This is a genomic window from Thermosynechococcus sp. PP555 (assembly GCF_031583225.1).
Taxonomy (GTDB): Bacteria; Cyanobacteriota; Cyanobacteriia; order Thermosynechococcales; family Thermosynechococcaceae; genus Thermosynechococcus.
On the sequence record NZ_CP134168.1, the window covers coordinates 2,496,547 to 2,514,757 of the forward strand.

Genomic DNA, 18,211 nt, shown 5'->3' on the forward strand with positions numbered 1-18,211 from the left:
CAATTCTAATTGCTGTGCCATGAAAACACTGATGATTACTGTGGGCAACCGACAGGTGGGCTGGCGGTGCAAAGACGGTATTGTGCGCAATTTTGGAGCTGATGGTGATCCTGCCCGTAAGGGGAATGCGCCACCTCACCTGAGTGAGTTGTACGAGGAATTTGGCATCCAACGGGGTTTTCATGATCCTGAGGCAAAGCACCGCCACAACGTGCGCTATTTAAGTGAAATCGTTTATCGGCATTGTCAAGCTAAGAATGACTTTTCACCCGTGGTTTTGCTGCTGGATGAGCAAATCTTGGCAGCACACTATGCCACGCCAACGGAACCTGCGGAGGTGATTCTCTGGGGAACAGATCAGCCAGAGTCGGTCGGCTGGCAATTTTACGCCATGGATACTTGCTGGTTGGCGCAGTTGATGGCAGGGGCGATTCGGCAGCGCTATCCCCACCTCAACGTCACGGTTTGGAACTGTCCGGTTGATGTGAATCAGAGGCAAGCCCTGTGGGACTTCACGGAAAAGCAGTTAGAGCAATATATTAAGCGTCTGCCAGAGAACGCGGCTGGCAATTGGCAGTTGCAAATTCAAACAAAGGGGTCTGTCCCTCAAATGGCAGATGCTTTGAACATGATTGCGGCAGTTCTCATGCGTCAGTATCCCGTTAGGAAAATTATCCCGACAGAGCCAAAACCGTTCTTTGATCCAAGCAATCAGTCTGCTCGCAGTGCTGAATCTCTTGAAGAGGTGTCTTTAGGTGAGGTCTTTTGGCCACTGGAACGCCAGCGGATTGCCACAGCATGGAAACGGGGCGACTTTGCTGCCGCAAAGGTACTCCTTGAAGCCCATCGCGATCGCCATGAAGCGCTCTATCAGTTGGCCGATCGCCTTGCCTTAGCAACAAACTGGAGTATTCAAGATTTTCTCAAGGGAATTCAGGGGGAACGCTGGCTGGATCAAGGGTCTACGAGAGCAGTGGCTCGCAAAGATCAACGGCAGCAGTGGCGCGAGGCGACGGTCAATCGTTGTCCCAATAGTGAAACGGCCACCAGCAAGTTCTTGAAAATTTGCGAATTTGAGCTATTGATTGATCTGAGCTTGCAGCAGGCGAACTATACCCTCGCCTTTATGCAATTTGCCCAGATGCTTGAACGGCTCCTGTTTTGGCGATGCGAACAGGAAGATTGGCGCACGCAGGGGCACTTAGGTGAGGAATTTTTGCAGGAGGGCAACTATCGTGATCCGACATTGGGGGTGCTGTGGCGAGCCTGGGCAAAAGCGGAGCAGCGATCGCCCGCTGATGACCTTGTTAAAAAGCTGGGGACGGTCAATGAATATCGCAATGGCGTTGTTCACCGCAATCGAGCGATCGGCCGTAAAGAGTTGACTCAGTTGGCCGGTGTTTCCCCAGAGACATCCCCAGCAGAAATTCATCAAGGGCTGTTAAATGTCCTTTGCCAAGTTCTCAATCAAGAACAAATGCCAGAAAAAGGGGTGGCGCGATCGCTCTACGAGTGGGGACTAGAGCAACTGAAGTAATCCCAATCCCAGCCTAAGCAGCAATCTCCACGCCAAAGACCTCTTGGAAGACTTTGCCCACCTTGTAGCCGGAGTCAATTGACTCAAGGGGATCCTTGCGCAGACGGTGCCGCAGACACAGGACAATCACTCGTGAAATATCCTCGACGGTAACATCCGTGCGTCCCTCAAAGGCGGCCAAGGCCTTGGCAGCGCGGTTGGTGACAATGTCTCCCCGCAGGCCATCCACATCTAGCTCGGCACAGACTTGGGAAATTTTCACCCGCAGTTCGTAGTCAATTGTGACACTCGGCAAGAGGGCTTGGGCAGCAACCAGCTTGGCTTGCAGCGCTTCCTGTTGAGCTTGGTATTTGGCCAAAAAGGCTTCGGGGTTTTGATCAAATTGCGATCGCTGCTCAACAATTTCTACCCGCAGGGTGGCATCCTTAACGGTGCGAATCTCGGCGTGCATGCCAAAGCGATCCAGCAGTTGCGGTCGCAGTTCCCCTTCTTCGGGGTTACCAGAGCCAACTAAGACAAACCGTGCTGGGTGACGAATTGAAATACCTTCGCGCTCAACGGTATTCCAGCCGGAGGCAGCGGCATCCAGCAGCACATCCACCAAATGGTCGTCGAGCAGGTTCACCTCATCCACATAGAGAATGCCGCGGTTAGCCCTCGCCAAAAGACCCGGTTCAAACGCTTTCACCCCCTCCGCAAGGGCTTTTTCAATATCAATGGTGCCGCAAACCCGATCCTCAGTTGCCCCCAAGGGCAGATCCACCATCGGCACTTTTTTCTTAATGGTGTGAAGGGGTTCCCCCGCCGCCACCGCCACCTTCACTGCGTCGCTCATGAGATCGGGATCGTTAGGATGACTGTTGAAGGGATCATCGGCCACCACCTCAATTTCCGGCAGCAGATCCGCGAGGGCGCGAATGGTGGTTGATTTGCCCGTGCCGCGATCGCCCATAATCATCACCCCACCAATTTTGGGGTCAATGACATTGAGCAACAATGACAGTTTCATTTCGTCCTGACCGACAATTGCCGTAAAGGGAAAAACAGGCCGACGAGGGACAGCAGTCGCAGTCACAGGCATCACATCGCAAAAACAGCATTGATTATTGTGCCACATTGCGCTTGCGCTGCCACAGCAAAATTTTTCCGCAAAATCCTAGCCCTAGGTGGAGGAACTGTGATACCCTAAGTAGGAACAATTAAGGAGCTAGGCGCTCTCATTGCTTTTGCTCCATTACGTCCATGCAGGTTCTCAATTAGCAACAATCGCTGTGAACCCATCCAGTTATTTTACACCACTAATCAAGGCAGGGGCTTTGCGTACCCTTGGGGGACGTAGACCTCAGTTGCGAGCGGTTTCTCACGCCCGACTGTCCATTTTTGAATCGTGTTGTTTTTAAGCTGCCGAAGGGAGGTTTCTTTATGTCCGTGCGTTTATATGTGGGCAATCTGCCGCGTGAACTGAGCCGCGAAGAGCTAGAAGCCCTATTTAACCAAGAAGTGGGCGAAGTGGGCACCACCAAACTAATTACCGATCGCAAGACTGGTAAGTGCCGCGGTTTCGGCTTTGTCACCGTTGAATCCGAGGAAGTGGCGGATCAGGTGATTGAGAAACTCAACGGCTACACCTTTAAGGACAATCCCCTCAAGATTGAGAAAGCCAACGAGAAGCCCAAATCTGAAGCTAAGGAAAATAAGGAAAAAGAAGAAACAGTGGCCGAAAAGCCCACTCCCAGCAACCGCAATAATCGCAAAAATAATAAAAACAATGGGCGGCGTACCCCAGCCAATTCGGCGCCGGCTGAATATAGCTCCATGGATACCGAGGCGGCTCAACCGGATCCCCGCTGGGCAGATGCCTTAGCACAGCTTAAGGAACGGCTCCTCGCCCAAAGCAGCAACGCTTAAAGGTTTTAGGCAGTTTCTATGACGGTGGATCCCTGGCCATTTGTGACCCCGGGTATCCCCGATGATCTCTTTGAGCGCTTACCAGGTATTCCCCTCACCCAACGGGAAACGCGATTATTGATGCTTTCCTATTTGCGGCTTGAGCCGGACTCTTGTCTTTGGGATGTGGGCGCGGGCACGGGTACGATCGCTGTTGAGGCAGCACGCTTGGCGAAGCGGGGACAGGTGATTGCCATTGAACGGGATGAGGAAGTCGTTGATCTGATCCAACGCAATTGCGATCGCTTTGGCGTCAAAAATGTGCAAATTGTTGCTGGTTCGGCTCCAGATTGCTTTCCCCAGTTACGTCGCACCCCGCAGCGCATTTGTCTCGAGGGGGGGCGCCCGATTAAGGAAGTTTTGCTGCAAGCGTGGGAGTATCTTGCGCCCGGTGGTCGCTTGGTGGCGATCGCCAGCAGTTTAGAAAATCTCTATGCCCTCTCTGAAGGGTTCGCGACAGTCCAAGCCCGCAGCCTAGAGGTGGTGCAATCGGTCATCAATCGCCTAGAAACGCGGGGCGGCCACCAAATTTTTGCAGCAGTGGAACCGATCTTTATTCTCAGTGGCGAGAAAATTTCCTAATGGGCAGCGGGCAACTGTGGGTGGTGGGTACCCCCATTGGCAATCTTGAGGATATAAGCGCTCGTGCCCTGCGCATTCTCAAGGCGGTGGATCTCATTGCTGCGGAGGATACACGCCACACCGGCCGCCTGTTACAGCATTTTGGCATTACCACACCCCAAATCAGTCTCCATGAGCACAATACCCAACAGCGCGTGCCCCAACTGCTTCAGCGCCTAGAGGCGGGTCAACAGATTGCCTTGGTTAGCGATGCAGGGTTACCGGGGGTGTCGGATCCCGGTTATGAACTGATCACGGCCTGTATTGCCGCAGCCATTCCGGTCACACCGATTCCCGGCGCGAATGCTGCCTTAACAGCCTTAATGGCCGCAGGATTACCGATGAATCGCTTTTGTTTTGAAGGGTTTTTGCCGACTAAGGGGCGCGATCGCCAGCAGCGATTAGCAGCACTGAAACAGGAAACGCGCACAATTCTTCTCTACGAAGCCCCCCATCGCTTGCTGCAAACGGTAACAGAGTTACGTCAAATCTTGGGGAGCGATCGCCCCCTCGTCCTCGCCCGCGAACTCACGAAGCGCCACGAAGAATTTTGGCGGGGAACCCTCGGCACTGCCTGCACTTATCTACAGGAGCATCCCCCCCGTGGCGAATACACACTGGTTTTAGGCGGTGCCCCTGAACACTCTGTGGCCGTGAATCCCCATCATCTCGCGGACGAATTAGCGACACTTCTTAGCCAAGGCCTTTCCCTTACCCAAGCCAGCCGTCAACTGGCAGATCTCACAGGGCTTTCGCGGCGCGACATCTATCAACTGGGACTCCAGCTCAAACAGGCATCCCCTTGACTTTCCCCCTCAATGGCGGCGGCAACCCATCCACAAACTGGGGATAGACGGGGAGTCGTGGCACTAATTCCCATCCCCACGCCTGTAATTGTTCCCTTAGGGCTGTCACATCGGTATGGGGATAGTCGGGATTGACATGATCCAAGGGAACGATGCCCCCCAAATCGCGAGCGCCCGCGTTTAGGCACGCCCGAAAGACCTCTGGATCTGTGACGAGATTCGCAGGAATTTGAATCGTGATGTCTTCAGGCAAGAGCGATCGCGCCCAGTGTACCACGTTCGGTAATTGCCTCAGATCAAAGGGGGGCAACGCTGCTTCCTGTTGCTGGCCGGGACTGTGGGGCTGCAAAATCACCTCCTGAATATGTCCCCACCGCCGATGACACTCAGCAATGGCCGTGAGCGTTTCTGCCCAATCCTGCGGCTCTTCACCAATGCCCAAGAGCAAGCCCGTAGTGAAGGGAATACCCAGTTCCCCGGCCTGTTCCAGTTGGTGTAAACGCAGTTGCGGATCCTTGCTAGGGGCATGGCGATGGACGCTTTGCAACAACTTCGGTGTTAATTGCTCTAGCATCAGTCCCATCGAGACATTCACCGCCTTGAGAGCGGCCATTTCTGCTCGATTGAGGGGACCCGCATTGGTATGGGGCAGAAATCCCTGATCCAAGGCTAAGGCGGCTAGATCATAGAGACGCTCTAACCATTGGGAACGCTGGGGACTGTTGGGGGCAACTTCGCCACTGAGAATCAAAATTTCTCGCACCTGTTGGGGGTCAAGCCCTGCCAACTGTTGAGCCGCCGCCTCTAAACTCAACCAACCACTCGTGCCAATATCCTGACGGAAGTTGCAGTAGGTACAGCGATTAAAACACTCGTACGTCGGTACAAGAGTAAAAGCTGGACTATAGGTGATGGTGCGATCGCTCATGGAGACTCACGAAAAAGTGCTCTTATCTCAGCACCACTGCGTTCAAGGAGATAATTTCTCAATAACGGGCGATCGCGAACACGTAGAGGGCATGGCCTGCCAATAACGTTAACCACACCAGCGTTACCGTTGGCATAAAGGGTACTGCCGTGGGTTGCACCTGATGCCAAAACCAGCCACCAGAGTTAAAAGCAGCAAAAAGGGCAACATGAACCGCAAAATTCATGCGATCGTCCAAACGGCGATAGCTCGGATCACGGCGATCGGGCTTACGGGGCCAACGGGGAGGCATATAGAGCGTACCTAAATCACTTCCAGCTCGTCGGGGTGCAAATGAGCAATGAACTTGGGACTAAACCGCACCTGAATCGGGTAGTTGGGACTAATGGGACGGCCCTGCCAGTCGCTGAGAATGGCGAAAATCTCCCCCTCCATTCCTTGAATGTCAAAGGGCTGATTGCGGTGATCAGGGTGGTGATAGACGATGGTAGGGGTCTTAACGCGTACCCGCAGGCCTACACTTAGGGTTGGTTGCTCTACAACGCTCATTTGCTTGTTGTTCTCCTGGACCGGCAAGGGTTTTATTTTTATCGTTGCATACAGATCGACAAGGGCGATCGCCCTAGGACAATTGAACATCAATTGTTACCATTGCCGCCCGACCTCTGTCAGTTGGCAGAGGAGATCATCGGATGACCGAGGGAGTTGCCATTGGCGCTTATTGTCATTGGTGGCATGAGGAGTAGAGAGCGCACTTGATGGCGTTTTTCGGGGCTGAGGTATTCCTGCTGGACGGAGCGCCAAGTTTGCCACTGGCGTGTTTGCTCAAGGGCAATCATTTCTGCGAGGCAAGGAGAGGCTTGGCGAAGATTGAGTCCAAGTTGGGTACGGAAAAAGTCATGGAGGACAACGCCATCGTGAAGTGTGCCTAGGAGTTCTTGCAACTGAGCAAAGGCATCTACCTGTTCAGTGAAGGTGTCTCCATAGACACTGCTAAAGAGTTCCATTTGGTAGCGTACCCGCTTGGTTTGCTTGCGTAGATCGTGGAGATCTTCACCCGCTGTTTGCAGCCACTGGGGCGGGTTACTCACCGCAAGGAAAAGGGGGCGATCGCCCTGCCATTCAATGGCCACTTGCCACCCCGGATGCATCAACAGTTGACACACCAAGGGCAACAAAATATCTGGGGCAATCAGTTCTGTGGGTAAGTTAGCAATCTCACGATATTGAGGGGCAGCTAGCCATTCTTCTAGCCCCTGTTGCAATTTGCGATAGCGATCGCTGCGCAGCAATTGAAGGGCTTTTTGTAGCAGTTCTGTCCGTTGCTTTTCGAGTTTTTTGATCAGTTTTGCCAGTTGTTGTTGCTCAGGGCGAGGTAGGTGAGGGTAATACTGCTCCTTGAGCGCCAGCATCATCACATCCAAATCCCGTACGGGACTGAGACTGCCGGCGATCGCCCGCACCCGTTGAATGGAGACTCCCTTGGGCAAACGTACGGTATTACAAAACACTTCCAGAGCCGTTCGCAGGCGGCGCAAACCTACCCGCATCTGGTGAATTGCCTCAACATCGCGATCGCGAATCACCCCCGGCTCGTGTTTGCTAATTTTGCGGTAGTACTTTTCAAAAGCGGCGTACGCGATATGCCCTAGGGTTTCCATAAGACCCCCTCCCTGCTCAACGCCTAAAGGAATACCACTATTAAATTAACGTTTATTAACCAAGGTTACTTTTATCTTAATTTTAACTTAACCATAGTTGTGGCCGAATCATGGCTCAGCAAAAAAAGCCCCGCTCGATCAGAACGGGGATCAGTGAAATCAGTGAAGTAATTCAGTAAGAGCGGAACAAAAAATTGGGAAACTTAGGCAGCCGCTAGATTTTTAGCAACAAAGTCCCAGTTCACCAGTTGGTTGAGGAAGTTATCAATGAAGTCTGGACGGCGGTTTTGGTAGTCGAGATAGTAGGCGTGCTCCCAAACATCAATCGTCAGGAGGGGCACTTGACCGTGAACCAAGGGGTTTTCGGCATTGGGGGTTTTGGTCACTTTCAGCGTACCCGCTTCGAGCACCAGCCATGCCCAGCCGCTACCAAATTGGGTCGCCGCTGCATTTTTGAACTGGGACTTGAACTCATCGTAGCTACCAAAGGCACTGTTGATCCGGGCGGCCACATCACCTGTAGGAGCGCCACCGCCACCGGGCTTGAGGCTATTCCAGAAGAAGGTGTGATTCCACACTTGAGCCGCATTGTTGAAGATGCCCACCTTGGCAGCATCGCCATAGGTCATGCGAATGACATCTTCAAGGGATTTGTCAGCGAGTTCCGTATCTTGAGTCAGTTTATTGAGGTTGTCCACGTAGGCTTTATGGTGCTTGCCATAGTGAAATTCAAAGGTTTTCGCAGACATCCCATAGGGTTCAAGGGCACCCGGATCAAAGGGAAGGGGTTCTTGTACAAATGCCATAGTGCTCAATACCTCTCTAAAGGTGATGCAGGTTTAGGCTACTAGAGATCAGTCATCGCCAAAAGGCACCTAGCAGCAGTGCCCATCGCCTAATTAACAATTCGCAATAATTATATCATCCTCCTTTCCGCTTCAGAAAAGAGCTGTCTCGCAGCATGATATGTTCAGAGGGGTTCTTGGGTCTTGGGTTCTATGGTTGCTTCTGTCCTTCGCCTCGATCAGGTTTTGATTCCTGAGGATGCCCCGATTCGCTTTGGTACCGATGGCTGGCGCGGCATCATTGGCGCTGAGTTTACTTTTAACCGTTTGCTGCGGGCAGCCAAGGCAGCAGCGGCAGTGCTCCATCAAACCTATGGCAAGGGCACAACGCCTCGGATCATTGTGGGCTACGATCGCCGGTTTTTAGCGGAACAGTTTGCCGCAGCCGTTGCCCAATTACTGGCGAGCCAAGGCTATGAGGTGTGGCTTTCAAATTGTGCGGCACCGACCCCCGCCTTTAGTTGGGCCGTCAAAGCAGAGGGAGCCATTGGCGGCTTGGTAATGACGGCAAGTCACAATCCCGCTATCTATGCGGGACTCAAGGTGAAAGGCGCCTTTGGTGGCTCCGTACCCACGACCGTCACCCAAGCCATTGAAGCGCAGTTAGCTCAGGGAGAGCCGCCACCCGTGGGTGAGGCCAAAACAGACTATCAAGCCTTTGATCCGTGGCCCAGCTATTGTGCGGCCTTGCGCACTCATGTTGATCCAAGACCCATTCGTGAGGCGATCGCCAGCGGTAAGCTGCGGATCTGTGCCGATGTTATGCATGGGGTGGCCGCAGGAGGGCTAGAGCGCTTGTTGGATTTAGCGATACCAGAGTTTCGGCGCGATCGCGATCCCCTCTTTGGGGGAGGTGCTCCTGAACCCATTGGCCGTTATTTAACCGCAACCCAAGAGCAACTGCGACAACAACACAGTGCCACCCCAACAGTGTGTTTCGTCTTTGATGGTGATGCCGATCGCCTAGCAGTCATTGATGGCGAGGGGGTGCTGTACACTGCCCAAGAAATTATTCCCATCTTGATTGATCATCTGGCACAACACAGTAGCTACCGAGGGGCTGTGATCAAATCCATTAGCAGTTCTGATCTGGTGGCGCGAGTGGCCGCCCACCATGGTTTAGCGGTGATTGAAACGCCCATTGGCTTTAAGTACATTGGCGATCGCATGCTGGCAGGGGAAGCTGTCCTCTTAGGTGGTGAAGAATCGGGGGGAATCGGCTATGGCCATCATCTTCCTGAGCGAGATGCCTTACTCTCAGCACTGTACCTACTACAAGCCCTAGTGACATCTGGCTTGAGCGTAGGGGAATACTATCAACAGTTGCAGGCAACCACGAATTTTTACAGTGCCTACGATCGCGTTGATCTCACCCTCGCGTCCTTAGCGCAGCGACAACAACTAGAAGCAATCCTAGCAGCGCATCCCTTCACCCAGATTTTGGATAGCCCCGTGAGCCACTGGGAGAGCATTGACGGCTACAAGTTTCATCTAGCTGATGGCGGTTGGTTACTGATTCGCTTTAGCGGCACCGAACCCCTGCTGCGCCTCTACTGCCAAGGGAAAACGCCTGAAGAAGTGCAGCGCATTTTAGAATGGGCAAGTCAATGGGCAGTTGCAGTGGCTAGCTAATCGTTAAAAAAAACAATCGTAATGGACAACGCATCATGCCACTAGACCCATCCAGCCCAAATTCCGCTGCCACCAGTGCCCGTTCGCCCCTTTCCCTATGGACAAAACTTGCCTTTGGCGCCGGTGATCTCGGAACCGCCATCACGGCCAATTTACAGGTGTTTTTCCTGATGGTGTTCTTGACCAATGTGGCTGGCCTCAATGCGGGCTTGGCAGGCAGTGTGTTGATGATTGGCAAAATCTGGGATGCCATCAATGATCCGATCATCGGCTACCTCAGCGATCGCACCCCTGTGGGCAAGTGGGGACGCCGCCACATCTGGATGATCCTAGCAGCCCTTCCCTTTGGCATTTGCTTTTTCTTGAACTGGTGGGTACCAACGACGGATCAAGGGTTGCTCTTTGGCTACTACGTTCTCATGGGTCTCCTCTTTAACACGTTTTACACCGCAGTCAACCTACCCTACAGCGCCCTAACACCAGAACTGACAGAAGACTACAACGAACGTACTAGTCTGAATAGTTTTCGCTTTGCCTTTTCCATTGGCGGCAGTATTGGCTCACTCCTATTGGCGCAAATTCTCTTCCAAGTCATTCAGGAACCCAAAACTCAGTACATTGTCCTAGGGGGCATTGCCGCTGTATTATCTGTGCTGCCCATCTATTGGTGTGTCTGGGGCACACGGGGACGGGTACGGGAGTTTGAACGGCATACCCCCAGCAGTGGCCAAAGCCCTTTACCCTTGAAGACGCAACTGCGGTTGGTCTTTAGCAATCGGCCCTTCCTATTCGTGATGGGCATTTACCTCTGTTCTTGGCTGGCGGTGCAAATTACTGCCTCACTGATTCCCTTTTTTATTGGCGATTGGTTGCAAATGTCCCCCGCTGAATATACGCAAGTGGCGCTGGCGGTGCAATCGACGGCGATGATCATGCTTTTTGTTTGGAGTGCCGTGAGTCGGCGTATTGGCAAGAAGGCGGTCTATTACATGGGCATGGCTCTGTGGATGATTGCCCAAGCTGGCTTGTTTTTATTGCAGCCGGGACAAACAACGCTGGTCTATATCTGCGCGATTCTGGCGGGGTTTGGGGTTTCAACGGCCTACCTTGTCCCTTGGTCAATGATTCCCGATGTGATTGATCTCGATGAACTCAACAGTGGCCAGCGGCGGGAGGGGATCTTCTATGCCTTTATGGTGCTACTGCAAAAAATTGGTCTTGCCTTGGGGTTATTTCTCGTCGGTCAGGCCTTGCAGTGGGCAGGCTACCTCTCCAGCGTTGCCGGTGAACCGCGCCCCGTTCAGCCCCCCTCGGCACTGTTGGCAATCCGCATTGCCATTGGACCTTTGCCGACTTTTTTTCTCATTATTGGCATTGTTTTGGCCTACCTCTATCCGATTACGCAAGCGGTACACCAAGAGATTCTCTTAAAGCTGCACGCTAAACGGCAAGGAGAGGCTAGTGCATGAAGGGCTGGTACGTGGGCGATCGCGCTTTTGTTTGGGGGGAGCGCACCTACATCATGGGGATCTTAAATATCACCCCCGACAGTTTTAGCGATGGCGGTGACTTTTTTAATCCCGCCAGTGCCGTTGCCCATGCCTTTGAGATGGTGGCGGCAGGGGTTGATGTCATTGATATCGGCGGTGAGTCCACCCGTCCGGGCGCCAGTGAAGTGCCCATTAGTGCTGAGTTAGCGCGGGTGTTGCCCGTGATTGAGGGCATCCGTCAGCAGTCGCAGATTCCCATTTCCATTGATACCACCCATGCGGTGGTGGCGCGCGCAGCGGTTGAGGCAGGGGCGAATATTGTCAACGATGTCTCCGGCGGGCAGGCGGATCCGGAAATGTTTGCCACGGTAGCGGCATTGGGGGTGCCCTATATCCTCATGCATCGGCGGGGAACGCCAGCCACCATGCAGCACTTAACAGACTACGGGGATTTGATTGGTGATTTGCTTCGCTATTTTCAGGAACAAACGCAGCGGGCGATCGCCAGCGGCATTCCCCCCGAGCATCTGATGATTGATCCCGGTATTGGCTTTGCCAAAACCACGCCCCAGAATCTCACCCTTTTACGAGAACTGCGACAATTTCACAGCCTTGGCTATCCTCTCCTGCTGGGGCCATCGCGCAAACGCTTTATTGGTGACGTGCTGAACCTGCCCAATCCTAAAGACCGGGTTTGGGGTACTGCAGCGGTCTGCTGTCATGCCATTGCCCAAGGGGTCGAGATGGTGCGTGTCCATGATGTGGCGGCCATGGTGCAGGTGTGTCGGATGGCCGATGTGCTCTGGCGATCGCCCTAGGGAGACTCAAGCCACTTGAGGACACCCACCGCTATGAGAAAAAGACTCGCCAAGCCCTCTAAATAAGGGCCAAAGCGCAAGGGGGTTTGTTCGCGGAGTTGCTGCCCCAACCAAAAGCCACTACCAATGCAGACCCAACTGGTTACTGTACTCGCTATCACAGCACTAGCGATCGGTAACTGTGCCAAACCCGCAGCTACCCCTGTAGCAAAGTTCGTCAGGGTCAATGCTAAACCCAACAGCAGCGACTGGTAGAGCGTGAAGTCATAGGCATAGTCAAGAATTGGTAATAAGTTCGGCTTTGTGGTTTTAGAGGGATGATTCAAGTTGAGCCAGACTCCCCCCAGTGCCGATGCCCCCATGACTATTAGTAAGCCACTGCCAAGCCGCTGTGTCCAAATCAACGGCACATACTGCTGCACCCACCCACCCAACCCCATGGCCAAAAAGGTACTGCTACCCGAAAGAGCCGCAATCAGAGCATTCCCCAGCCAACTCATACGATAGCGGCGCAGACCATAGCTAACGGCCACGCTAAAGTTATCCATATTGGTGGCAAAACCAAAGAGTAGGGAGGCGATCGCGACTGGGAGCATTGGAACCTCTCAAGAATTCACCCTGAGCATAAGCGATTTCTAAGGACAAAGGCACCTGTTAATTAGGATGGTCTGGCGGGGCGATCGCAAATTTTCTGGGTGGATGCATATCCCTAACAACAGCAATGGATAACCAGATGTATACCCTTGCGAGGTGATCCCATGAATCTTCTCCAAGAACTCCTACAAACCGTTGAAATTGGCACCCCCCAAACCTTTGGTGGCATGACGCTGTTTCCCCTGCTGCGCCCGATTGTGGCAGAACCCGACTATTGGACGCTAACGGAAGCAATGAACCAAAACCTGCTGAAGATTACCGAGGTGTCTGAAGGGGGGCATGTGCCTGAACTCCTGTGCCATAACTGGAGCGATCGCTCGGTACTGCTTGTGGATGGGGAAGAACTCGTCGGTGCCAAGCAAAACCGTATTCTTAACCTCACAGTACTGGTGCCCGCCCACACTGATCTGAAAATTCCCGTTTCCTGTGTTGAACGGGGTCGCTGGCACTACCGCTGCCGTGAGTTTGCCGCTGCTGATCGCGCCTACCATGCCACAGGGCGCGCCAAGAAACTCCGCTATGTTACAGAGTCGTTGAAACGCAGGGGAAGCCGCCTTGCTGATCAGGGGGAAATCTGGGCGGATGTCGATGACCATCTGCTTTTCTTTGCTTGCAAGTCCGCCACCGATGCCCTCGCTGATGTTTATGAAAAGGAAGCCCACTCCCTCGATGAGTACGTCCAAGCATTTCGGGCGATCGCCCAGCAGATTGGTGCGCTTTTCGTCGTGCACGGTCAAATTTTGGGCTTGGAACTCTTTGACTTCCCTGCTACCTTTGGCAAACTGCTCCCCAAATTCAGCCGCAGCTACGGCCTTGAAGCCCTGAAACCCTCTCTTTCTCACGGTTCAGAAGTCACAACTGCCGATGCTAAAATCTTTTTGACGACTGTGGCGGCTGCAACGGCTGAAACCTTTGAGGCCTTGGCCGAAGGCACGGATGTGCGGCTCACCCATCCCGAAGTCATTGGTAGTGCCCTTGTGGCCAAGGGGCGAGTAGTGCACTTGAGCGCCTTTCCCACCGAGATCACCCAGTCCAAACGCCGGCGGTCAGGTTGGGAAATTTAAGTCCTAGGGACAATTGCTGCGCCCCGGTGCCGGCACACACAACTCCCATTCCGCATTGAAGGGTTCGTAGCCGAGAGCCACCCCCGCCCGTTCTGCTTGGTAGCGCACCTCCTCAAAGCAGTCAAAGCCATCGGGGCGCACGGCAATAATAATGTACTCGCGATCGCGCTGACGGCGGAGATTGGCCAACAAAATGGCCAGTGGCGAGGTCGGTTTGGCCAGATCTGCTGCCCGCACAAGCACCTTTCGCGGATGAATGATCACCCCCTCGCGACGGCACTCTAGATAGCGGGGGGTACGCCCGTCATTTTGGGCATTTTCCCGTGCCAAAATTTGCACATTGGTACGTTCTCGCCCAAGGCTGCTGGCACTGATGACCACCACTAGCAGGATCAGCGTGCCAATGGTGCAGGCCAAGATCGAGAGGAAGGGAAATAAGTCCAGTTGTAAATGGTGGGATTGACGCCGCCGCACAGCCTGATGCCTTACATAATTTTGGGCACACGGAAAAAGTCATCCTCGCGATCCGGGGCGATCGCCAGCAAGTCCTCGCGATTTGGCCAAGGCTCCAACACGTCGGGACGGGTTACATTACTGACTTCAATCGCACGGGTCGTCGGTGGAATATCCGTGACATCCAGTTCACTCAATTGGTTCACATAGTCAAGGATGCTATCTAGTTGCTGGGTCAGGGCTTCAATTTCGCTTTCCTCAAGGGCGAGGCGAGCCAAGTGAGCCACCTTGCGCACATCCTCTGTGGTAATAACTTTTGTTGCCATGGGTAATCCCTTAGAAATAAACATCCATGCTGGAGCGACCCGTGGTCTTCAGCCAGTTTTGCGCCTCGATATAGTTATTGGGCGCCAGTTGAATCGCCCGTTTCCAGTAGTCTGCGGCGCGATCGAAGAGTTGTTCAGCCTCCTCGGAGCGCTGTTGCTCCTCTGCCTGTGTGCCCAAGTAGTGGTAGATCACCGCAATATTATTGAGGGCTTGGGGCATGCGGGGATTGAGTTCAAGGGCTTGGTGATAATACTCTAGGGCTTTTTCATGATCGCCGTTACTGGCGTGGATCAGGCCAATGTTGTAGAGAATGTAGCTGCGATCGTTGGGGTCTTCCTCTAGTTCTAGGGCTGCTTGGTAGTTCTCCAGCGCCTCAGCATATTCCCCGTCCGCTTGGGCAGACATGCCATCGCGGTAATAGGCAAAGGCGGTTTTTGACTGCGAACTGGTGGGCAAGACCTTGAGAATGAGGTCAGCCATGACCGTAAAGGTTTTGTCAATAAAATTGTCGTTCCGTTGCGATCGCGGCATAGGGCTTCCTTGAACGGTCTCTTGCTTAGTGTATCAAAAGCACTCCCAAGAGCGCCCCCTAGCCAATGCCTAAGATTTGTAGCGTTCCACCAAGAAGCCCCTAACCCAGACCTAAGATCGTCATACAGCCCTTTTCTTGAGATGTGGCGTGTACGAATGAGGAGAGCATCCTATCCTCCAGCAGTTTTGACTGTTTTCAGCGTGTGCCATCCTTGGGAAAAGGGCTGTAGTGGCCATCCGTGCCCTGATGCTCACCAGATGTTGGGAGTTTGAGATTTATGATTGAAAATATTCTATTGGCAGACTCAGGAACTGGACAATCCGAACAAATGCTCAAGTCGCTGATGGAGTTGCCAGCGATTCAACGCGCTGCCGTCACTGTTTTGCACGTGATTCCACCGAAAATTACTGCCGAGGAGATGGCCGAACAACGTCAAGCGGGTGCCAAACTCCTAGCGGAAGCCGTTGCCCGACTGCATCTTGACCCCGTCATTAGTGTCAATACCATGCTGCGGGAGGGGGATCCCAAAGATACCGTGTTGCACGTGGCCGATGAAATCAATGCCGACTTAATCATCATGGGATCGCGGGGACTCAAGCGCCTGCAATCCATTCTCGAAAACTCCGTCAGCCAATATGTGTTTCAACTGTCTTCCCGACCGATGTTGCTGGTGCGCGATGACCTCTTTGTGAAGAAAATTAACCGCATCATGGTAGCGCTCAATAATTCTGCTGCAGCCAAGGCCTCCTTGGACTTAGCCGTGCGCCTAATAGAGGGGGTCAAGGGGGGCAAACTCATTCTTGCCCACGTCAATCCCGACCTCAAAGGTCATGCTGATACCCCTAGCACGGCTGCTGAAAAAGATCCGATTCTCTCGGAAGCCGCAACGGTGGCCAAGCAGCGGGGTGTGGAATACCAGTGTGTCCTGACCACCGGCAAGCCTGGTGAAGAAATCTGCCGCATTGCGGTTGACACCAATGCCGATCTCCTCGTTCTGGGTTCCCCGGATCGGCGTCCGTCCATCGCTCGCAGTTTACCCGACTTGGATCGCCTTTTGGGCACCTCCCTGTCTGACTATGTGCGGGTCTATGCCGAGTGCCCCGTGCTCTTTGTGCGACAATCGGAGGCGTAGTCTGGTCTGGCGACGGTGACCTTTTTCGATGATCTGCGCTGGCAGGGCGATCGCCAGTGGCGACAATTGGGTGAAGCCCTTGAGTACAGCTTTCTCCAACTCTTTCGCCAGCAAACGGAGCCATTTTGGCAGGACTCCCCCTCCTTAGAGGCATGGCTACGCTGGTTCTTGCAAGGGGTCTTGCTCGTTGGCCTTGGACTCGCCCTCTATTTCCTAGGGCGCAGCCTGTGGCGATGGTGGCAGCGGCGATCGCGATCCTCCTCAGCAACACTGGCTTCTACCCTTGAGGAGCGCCCCAGACCCGTACGGGAATGGTTAGAACTGGCCCAAAGCCTACAATTGGTGAGAGACTACCGAGGGGCCTGCCGTGCCCTCTACATGGCCTTGCTCTATCGGCTGCAGGAGGCGGGCTGGCTACGGCTACAGCCCCACTGCACCAATGGCGACTATCTACGGGAATTGGAGCGACTCTTTCAACTGGGGGAGCGATCGCCAGCCGTGCGGCGGAGTATTCAGCACCTCTTTCAAGTTCACAGTCGCAGTTACTATGGCGCCGAAGCGGTGGATGCCCAAACCCTAGCCACCTGTCAAGCCGCCTATTTTGAGGTGGAACCCTTCCTGCGGGAGCGCCAGCAATGATCGCGATCAACCGTCGCCAGTGGTTTTTCCTCGGCTTCGCTGTCCTTGTGCTGTTGGTGGTTGGTCTCCTGATTTTGGCGGTGGCTCCCAGTAGCCGCGCTGGCTCCTCCTTTGATCCCTCCCCTTGGGGCACGCAGAAATTTTATGCCTATCTGGAGCAGCAGGGGTTCCAAGTGGCGCGTTGGCAGCGGGACTATGCCAACCTCAAGGGTGAGGGGCACGTTTTCATTCAAATAAGTAGTCGTCCCATTGGCTGGTCACCGCCTCTTTTGGAGTGGCTGGCTGAGGGCAATACGCTGGTGCGCTTTTACTGGCATGGGGAACCCACCGCAGCCCCCTTTGTACAGCGCCTCTCCACTCCTCAGGGCAAGGTGTTGATTGAAACGCGCCGCCGCGTCCCCCGTCAGCGGGGCGATCGCCCCCTGCTCAAGGATGATCATGGTTCAATTGTCTATCTCAGGCAAGCCACTAGTCCCCAGAACCATGGACAACGAATCCTTGGGGTCTATCCTTGGCTGGTGGCCAATGTCTATGGCGGTGACCCCCCCCTTGCGAACTTTGCCGTTGTGGCCGAGATTTTGCAGAACGTGGTTACGCCGGGGGCAACGATTTACTTTGATGAATGGCTCCACGGCTATCGCCAACGCTCCCCAGAGGATGTGGTCAGGGAGACAGTGCCTCAAACCCTCTTCGACTACTTCAGTCGTACCCCTTGGTTGGCGGTGGGGTTGCAACTTGCCCTCTTGGTTCTCTTTTTGCTATGGCAGCAAAGTCAACGTTTTGGCCCACCCTTATTGGAGAAAGAACCCGTCTCCAGTAATAGTGCCGCCTACATTGAAGCCCTCGCGGGCGTTTTGCAACGGGCACAGCAGCGGACGTTTGTTCTAAAACAGCTTCAGGATCGTCTCCGCTATGATCTGGCAAACCAATTAGGCCTTGCAACCACTGCTGCCGATCTGCCCAAGGATGCTGAACTCCTACAAGCTTGGCAACGCACCACCGGGCGATCGCCCGAACTCCTGCAAGATCTCTTCAGTGTGACCAACGGCCTCGACGATTCTCAGTTACTCAGGTGGCTAGAGCAGGCCACCAGTGTTGTGCAGGCTCTGCAAACGGTTGACTAGT

Annotated in this window: 21 protein-coding genes; 11 read left to right on the plus strand and 10 right to left on the minus strand. The window is 53.9% G+C overall.

Translation table 11 applies throughout. The features are described from left to right. Positions 1-19 precede the first annotated feature (19 nt). Entirely contained in the window at positions 20-1,537 is a 1,518-nt protein-coding gene (locus tag RHH27_RS12245) for a hypothetical protein (protein WP_302678407.1), read from the plus strand. 13 nt (positions 1,538-1,550) lie between these two features. On the opposite strand, the gene bchI is transcribed toward RHH27_RS12245, so the two are convergent. Then, complete coding sequence (gene bchI / locus RHH27_RS12250) at positions 1,551-2,618, minus strand: magnesium chelatase ATPase subunit I (protein WP_302678408.1); 1,068 nt, start codon at positions 2,616-2,618, stop codon at positions 1,551-1,553. 341 nt (positions 2,619-2,959) lie between these two features. Between bchI and RHH27_RS12255 the strand changes: the two genes are divergently transcribed. The 3 genes from RHH27_RS12255 to rsmI are packed head-to-tail and all read left to right on the plus strand — an operon-like array spanning position 2,960 to position 4,911. After that, complete coding sequence (locus RHH27_RS12255) at positions 2,960-3,445, plus strand: RNA-binding protein (protein WP_206200366.1); 486 nt, start codon at positions 2,960-2,962, stop codon at positions 3,443-3,445. Positions 3,446-3,463: 18 nt separating this feature from the next. Next, on the plus strand, positions 3,464-4,066 hold the full coding sequence (gene cbiT / locus RHH27_RS12260) for a precorrin-6Y C5,15-methyltransferase subunit CbiT (protein ID WP_206200367.1): 603 nt from the start codon (positions 3,464-3,466) through the stop codon (positions 4,064-4,066). Then, positions 4,066-4,911 carry a 16S rRNA (cytidine(1402)-2'-O)-methyltransferase gene (gene rsmI, locus RHH27_RS12265; protein ID WP_206200368.1) on the plus strand — a complete coding sequence of 282 codons (846 nt, stop codon included), beginning with the start codon at positions 4,066-4,068 and terminating at the stop codon, positions 4,909-4,911. Before cbiT ends, rsmI begins: the two co-directional genes overlap by 1 nt. Here rsmI and cofG read toward each other — a convergent pair. From cofG to RHH27_RS12290, 5 genes are all read right to left on the minus strand, one after another. After that, positions 4,892-5,839: a 7,8-didemethyl-8-hydroxy-5-deazariboflavin synthase subunit CofG gene (gene cofG, locus RHH27_RS12270; RefSeq protein ID WP_302677417.1), complete on the minus strand. Its 948-nt coding sequence runs from the start codon at positions 5,837-5,839 to the stop codon at positions 4,892-4,894. The genes rsmI and cofG overlap by 20 nt on opposite strands. Before the next feature lie 58 nt (positions 5,840-5,897). Further along, positions 5,898-6,131: a hypothetical protein gene (locus tag RHH27_RS12275; protein WP_149819801.1), complete on the minus strand. Its 234-nt coding sequence runs from the start codon at positions 6,129-6,131 to the stop codon at positions 5,898-5,900. A gap of 11 nt (positions 6,132-6,142) precedes the next feature. After that, a complete protein-coding gene (locus RHH27_RS12280; protein WP_302677416.1) occupies positions 6,143-6,388 on the minus strand; it encodes a ferredoxin-thioredoxin reductase variable chain in 246 nt (81 codons plus the stop codon). Between the two features lie 119 nt (positions 6,389-6,507). Further along, positions 6,508-7,500, minus strand: coding sequence for a CHAD domain-containing protein (locus RHH27_RS12285; RefSeq protein WP_302678409.1), 993 nt, complete (start codon positions 7,498-7,500; stop codon positions 6,508-6,510). 203 nt (positions 7,501-7,703) lie between these two features. Then, complete coding sequence (locus RHH27_RS12290; RefSeq protein WP_149819807.1) at positions 7,704-8,306, minus strand: superoxide dismutase; 603 nt, start codon at positions 8,304-8,306, stop codon at positions 7,704-7,706. A 192-nt stretch (positions 8,307-8,498) separates the two neighbouring features. On the opposite strand from RHH27_RS12290, the gene RHH27_RS12295 reads away from it, so the two are divergent. From RHH27_RS12295 to folP, 3 genes are read left to right on the plus strand one after another with little or no spacing between them, the layout of a single operon-like run. Further along, positions 8,499-9,977 carry a phosphoglucomutase/phosphomannomutase family protein gene (locus RHH27_RS12295; RefSeq protein WP_302678410.1) on the plus strand — a complete coding sequence of 493 codons (1,479 nt, stop codon included), beginning with the start codon at positions 8,499-8,501 and terminating at the stop codon, positions 9,975-9,977. 35 nt (positions 9,978-10,012) lie between these two features. Further along, a complete protein-coding gene (locus RHH27_RS12300) occupies positions 10,013-11,446 on the plus strand; it encodes an MFS transporter (protein WP_302678411.1) in 1,434 nt (477 codons plus the stop codon). Beyond that, positions 11,443-12,285: a dihydropteroate synthase gene (folP, locus tag RHH27_RS12305; protein WP_302678412.1), complete on the plus strand. Its 843-nt coding sequence runs from the start codon at positions 11,443-11,445 to the stop codon at positions 12,283-12,285. The genes RHH27_RS12300 and folP overlap by 4 nt, the downstream gene beginning before the upstream one ends. On the opposite strand, the gene RHH27_RS12310 is transcribed toward folP, so the two are convergent. Then, positions 12,282-12,881 (minus strand): hypothetical protein, encoded by a 600-nt coding sequence (locus RHH27_RS12310; protein WP_206200374.1) that lies wholly within the window; start codon positions 12,879-12,881, stop codon positions 12,282-12,284. The genes folP and RHH27_RS12310 overlap by 4 nt on opposite strands. Before the next feature lie 162 nt (positions 12,882-13,043). Between RHH27_RS12310 and RHH27_RS12315 the strand changes: the two genes are divergently transcribed. Further along, entirely contained in the window at positions 13,044-14,003 is a 960-nt protein-coding gene (locus RHH27_RS12315) for an ARPP-1 family domain-containing protein (protein WP_302678413.1), read from the plus strand. A gap of 3 nt (positions 14,004-14,006) precedes the next feature. Here RHH27_RS12315 and RHH27_RS12320 read toward each other — a convergent pair whose 3' ends face one another. From RHH27_RS12320 to RHH27_RS12330, 3 genes are read right to left on the minus strand one after another with little or no spacing between them, the layout of a single operon-like run. Continuing rightward, entirely contained in the window at positions 14,007-14,477 is a 471-nt protein-coding gene (locus RHH27_RS12320; protein ID WP_206200376.1) for a hypothetical protein, read from the minus strand. 11 nt (positions 14,478-14,488) lie between these two features. Then, complete coding sequence (gene gatC, locus RHH27_RS12325) at positions 14,489-14,782, minus strand: Asp-tRNA(Asn)/Glu-tRNA(Gln) amidotransferase subunit GatC (RefSeq protein ID WP_302678414.1); 294 nt, start codon at positions 14,780-14,782, stop codon at positions 14,489-14,491. Between the two features lie 10 nt (positions 14,783-14,792). Next, positions 14,793-15,314, minus strand: coding sequence for a photosystem I assembly protein Ycf3 (locus RHH27_RS12330; RefSeq protein ID WP_149819824.1), 522 nt, complete (start codon positions 15,312-15,314; stop codon positions 14,793-14,795). 278 nt (positions 15,315-15,592) lie between these two features. On the opposite strand from RHH27_RS12330, the gene RHH27_RS12335 reads away from it, so the two are divergent. From RHH27_RS12335 to RHH27_RS12345, 3 genes are read left to right on the plus strand one after another with little or no spacing between them, the layout of a single operon-like run. Continuing rightward, complete coding sequence (locus tag RHH27_RS12335) at positions 15,593-16,447, plus strand: universal stress protein (RefSeq protein WP_302678415.1); 855 nt, start codon at positions 15,593-15,595, stop codon at positions 16,445-16,447. A 15-nt stretch (positions 16,448-16,462) separates the two neighbouring features. After that, a complete protein-coding gene (locus tag RHH27_RS12340; protein ID WP_302678416.1) occupies positions 16,463-17,086 on the plus strand; it encodes a DUF4129 domain-containing protein in 624 nt (207 codons plus the stop codon). Continuing rightward, the gene (locus RHH27_RS12345; protein WP_302678417.1) at positions 17,083-18,210 is read left to right on the plus strand and encodes a DUF4350 domain-containing protein; all 1,128 of its coding nucleotides are present in this window, start codon (positions 17,083-17,085) and stop codon (positions 18,208-18,210) included. The genes RHH27_RS12340 and RHH27_RS12345 overlap by 4 nt, the downstream gene beginning before the upstream one ends. Position 18,211 lies beyond the last annotated feature (1 nt).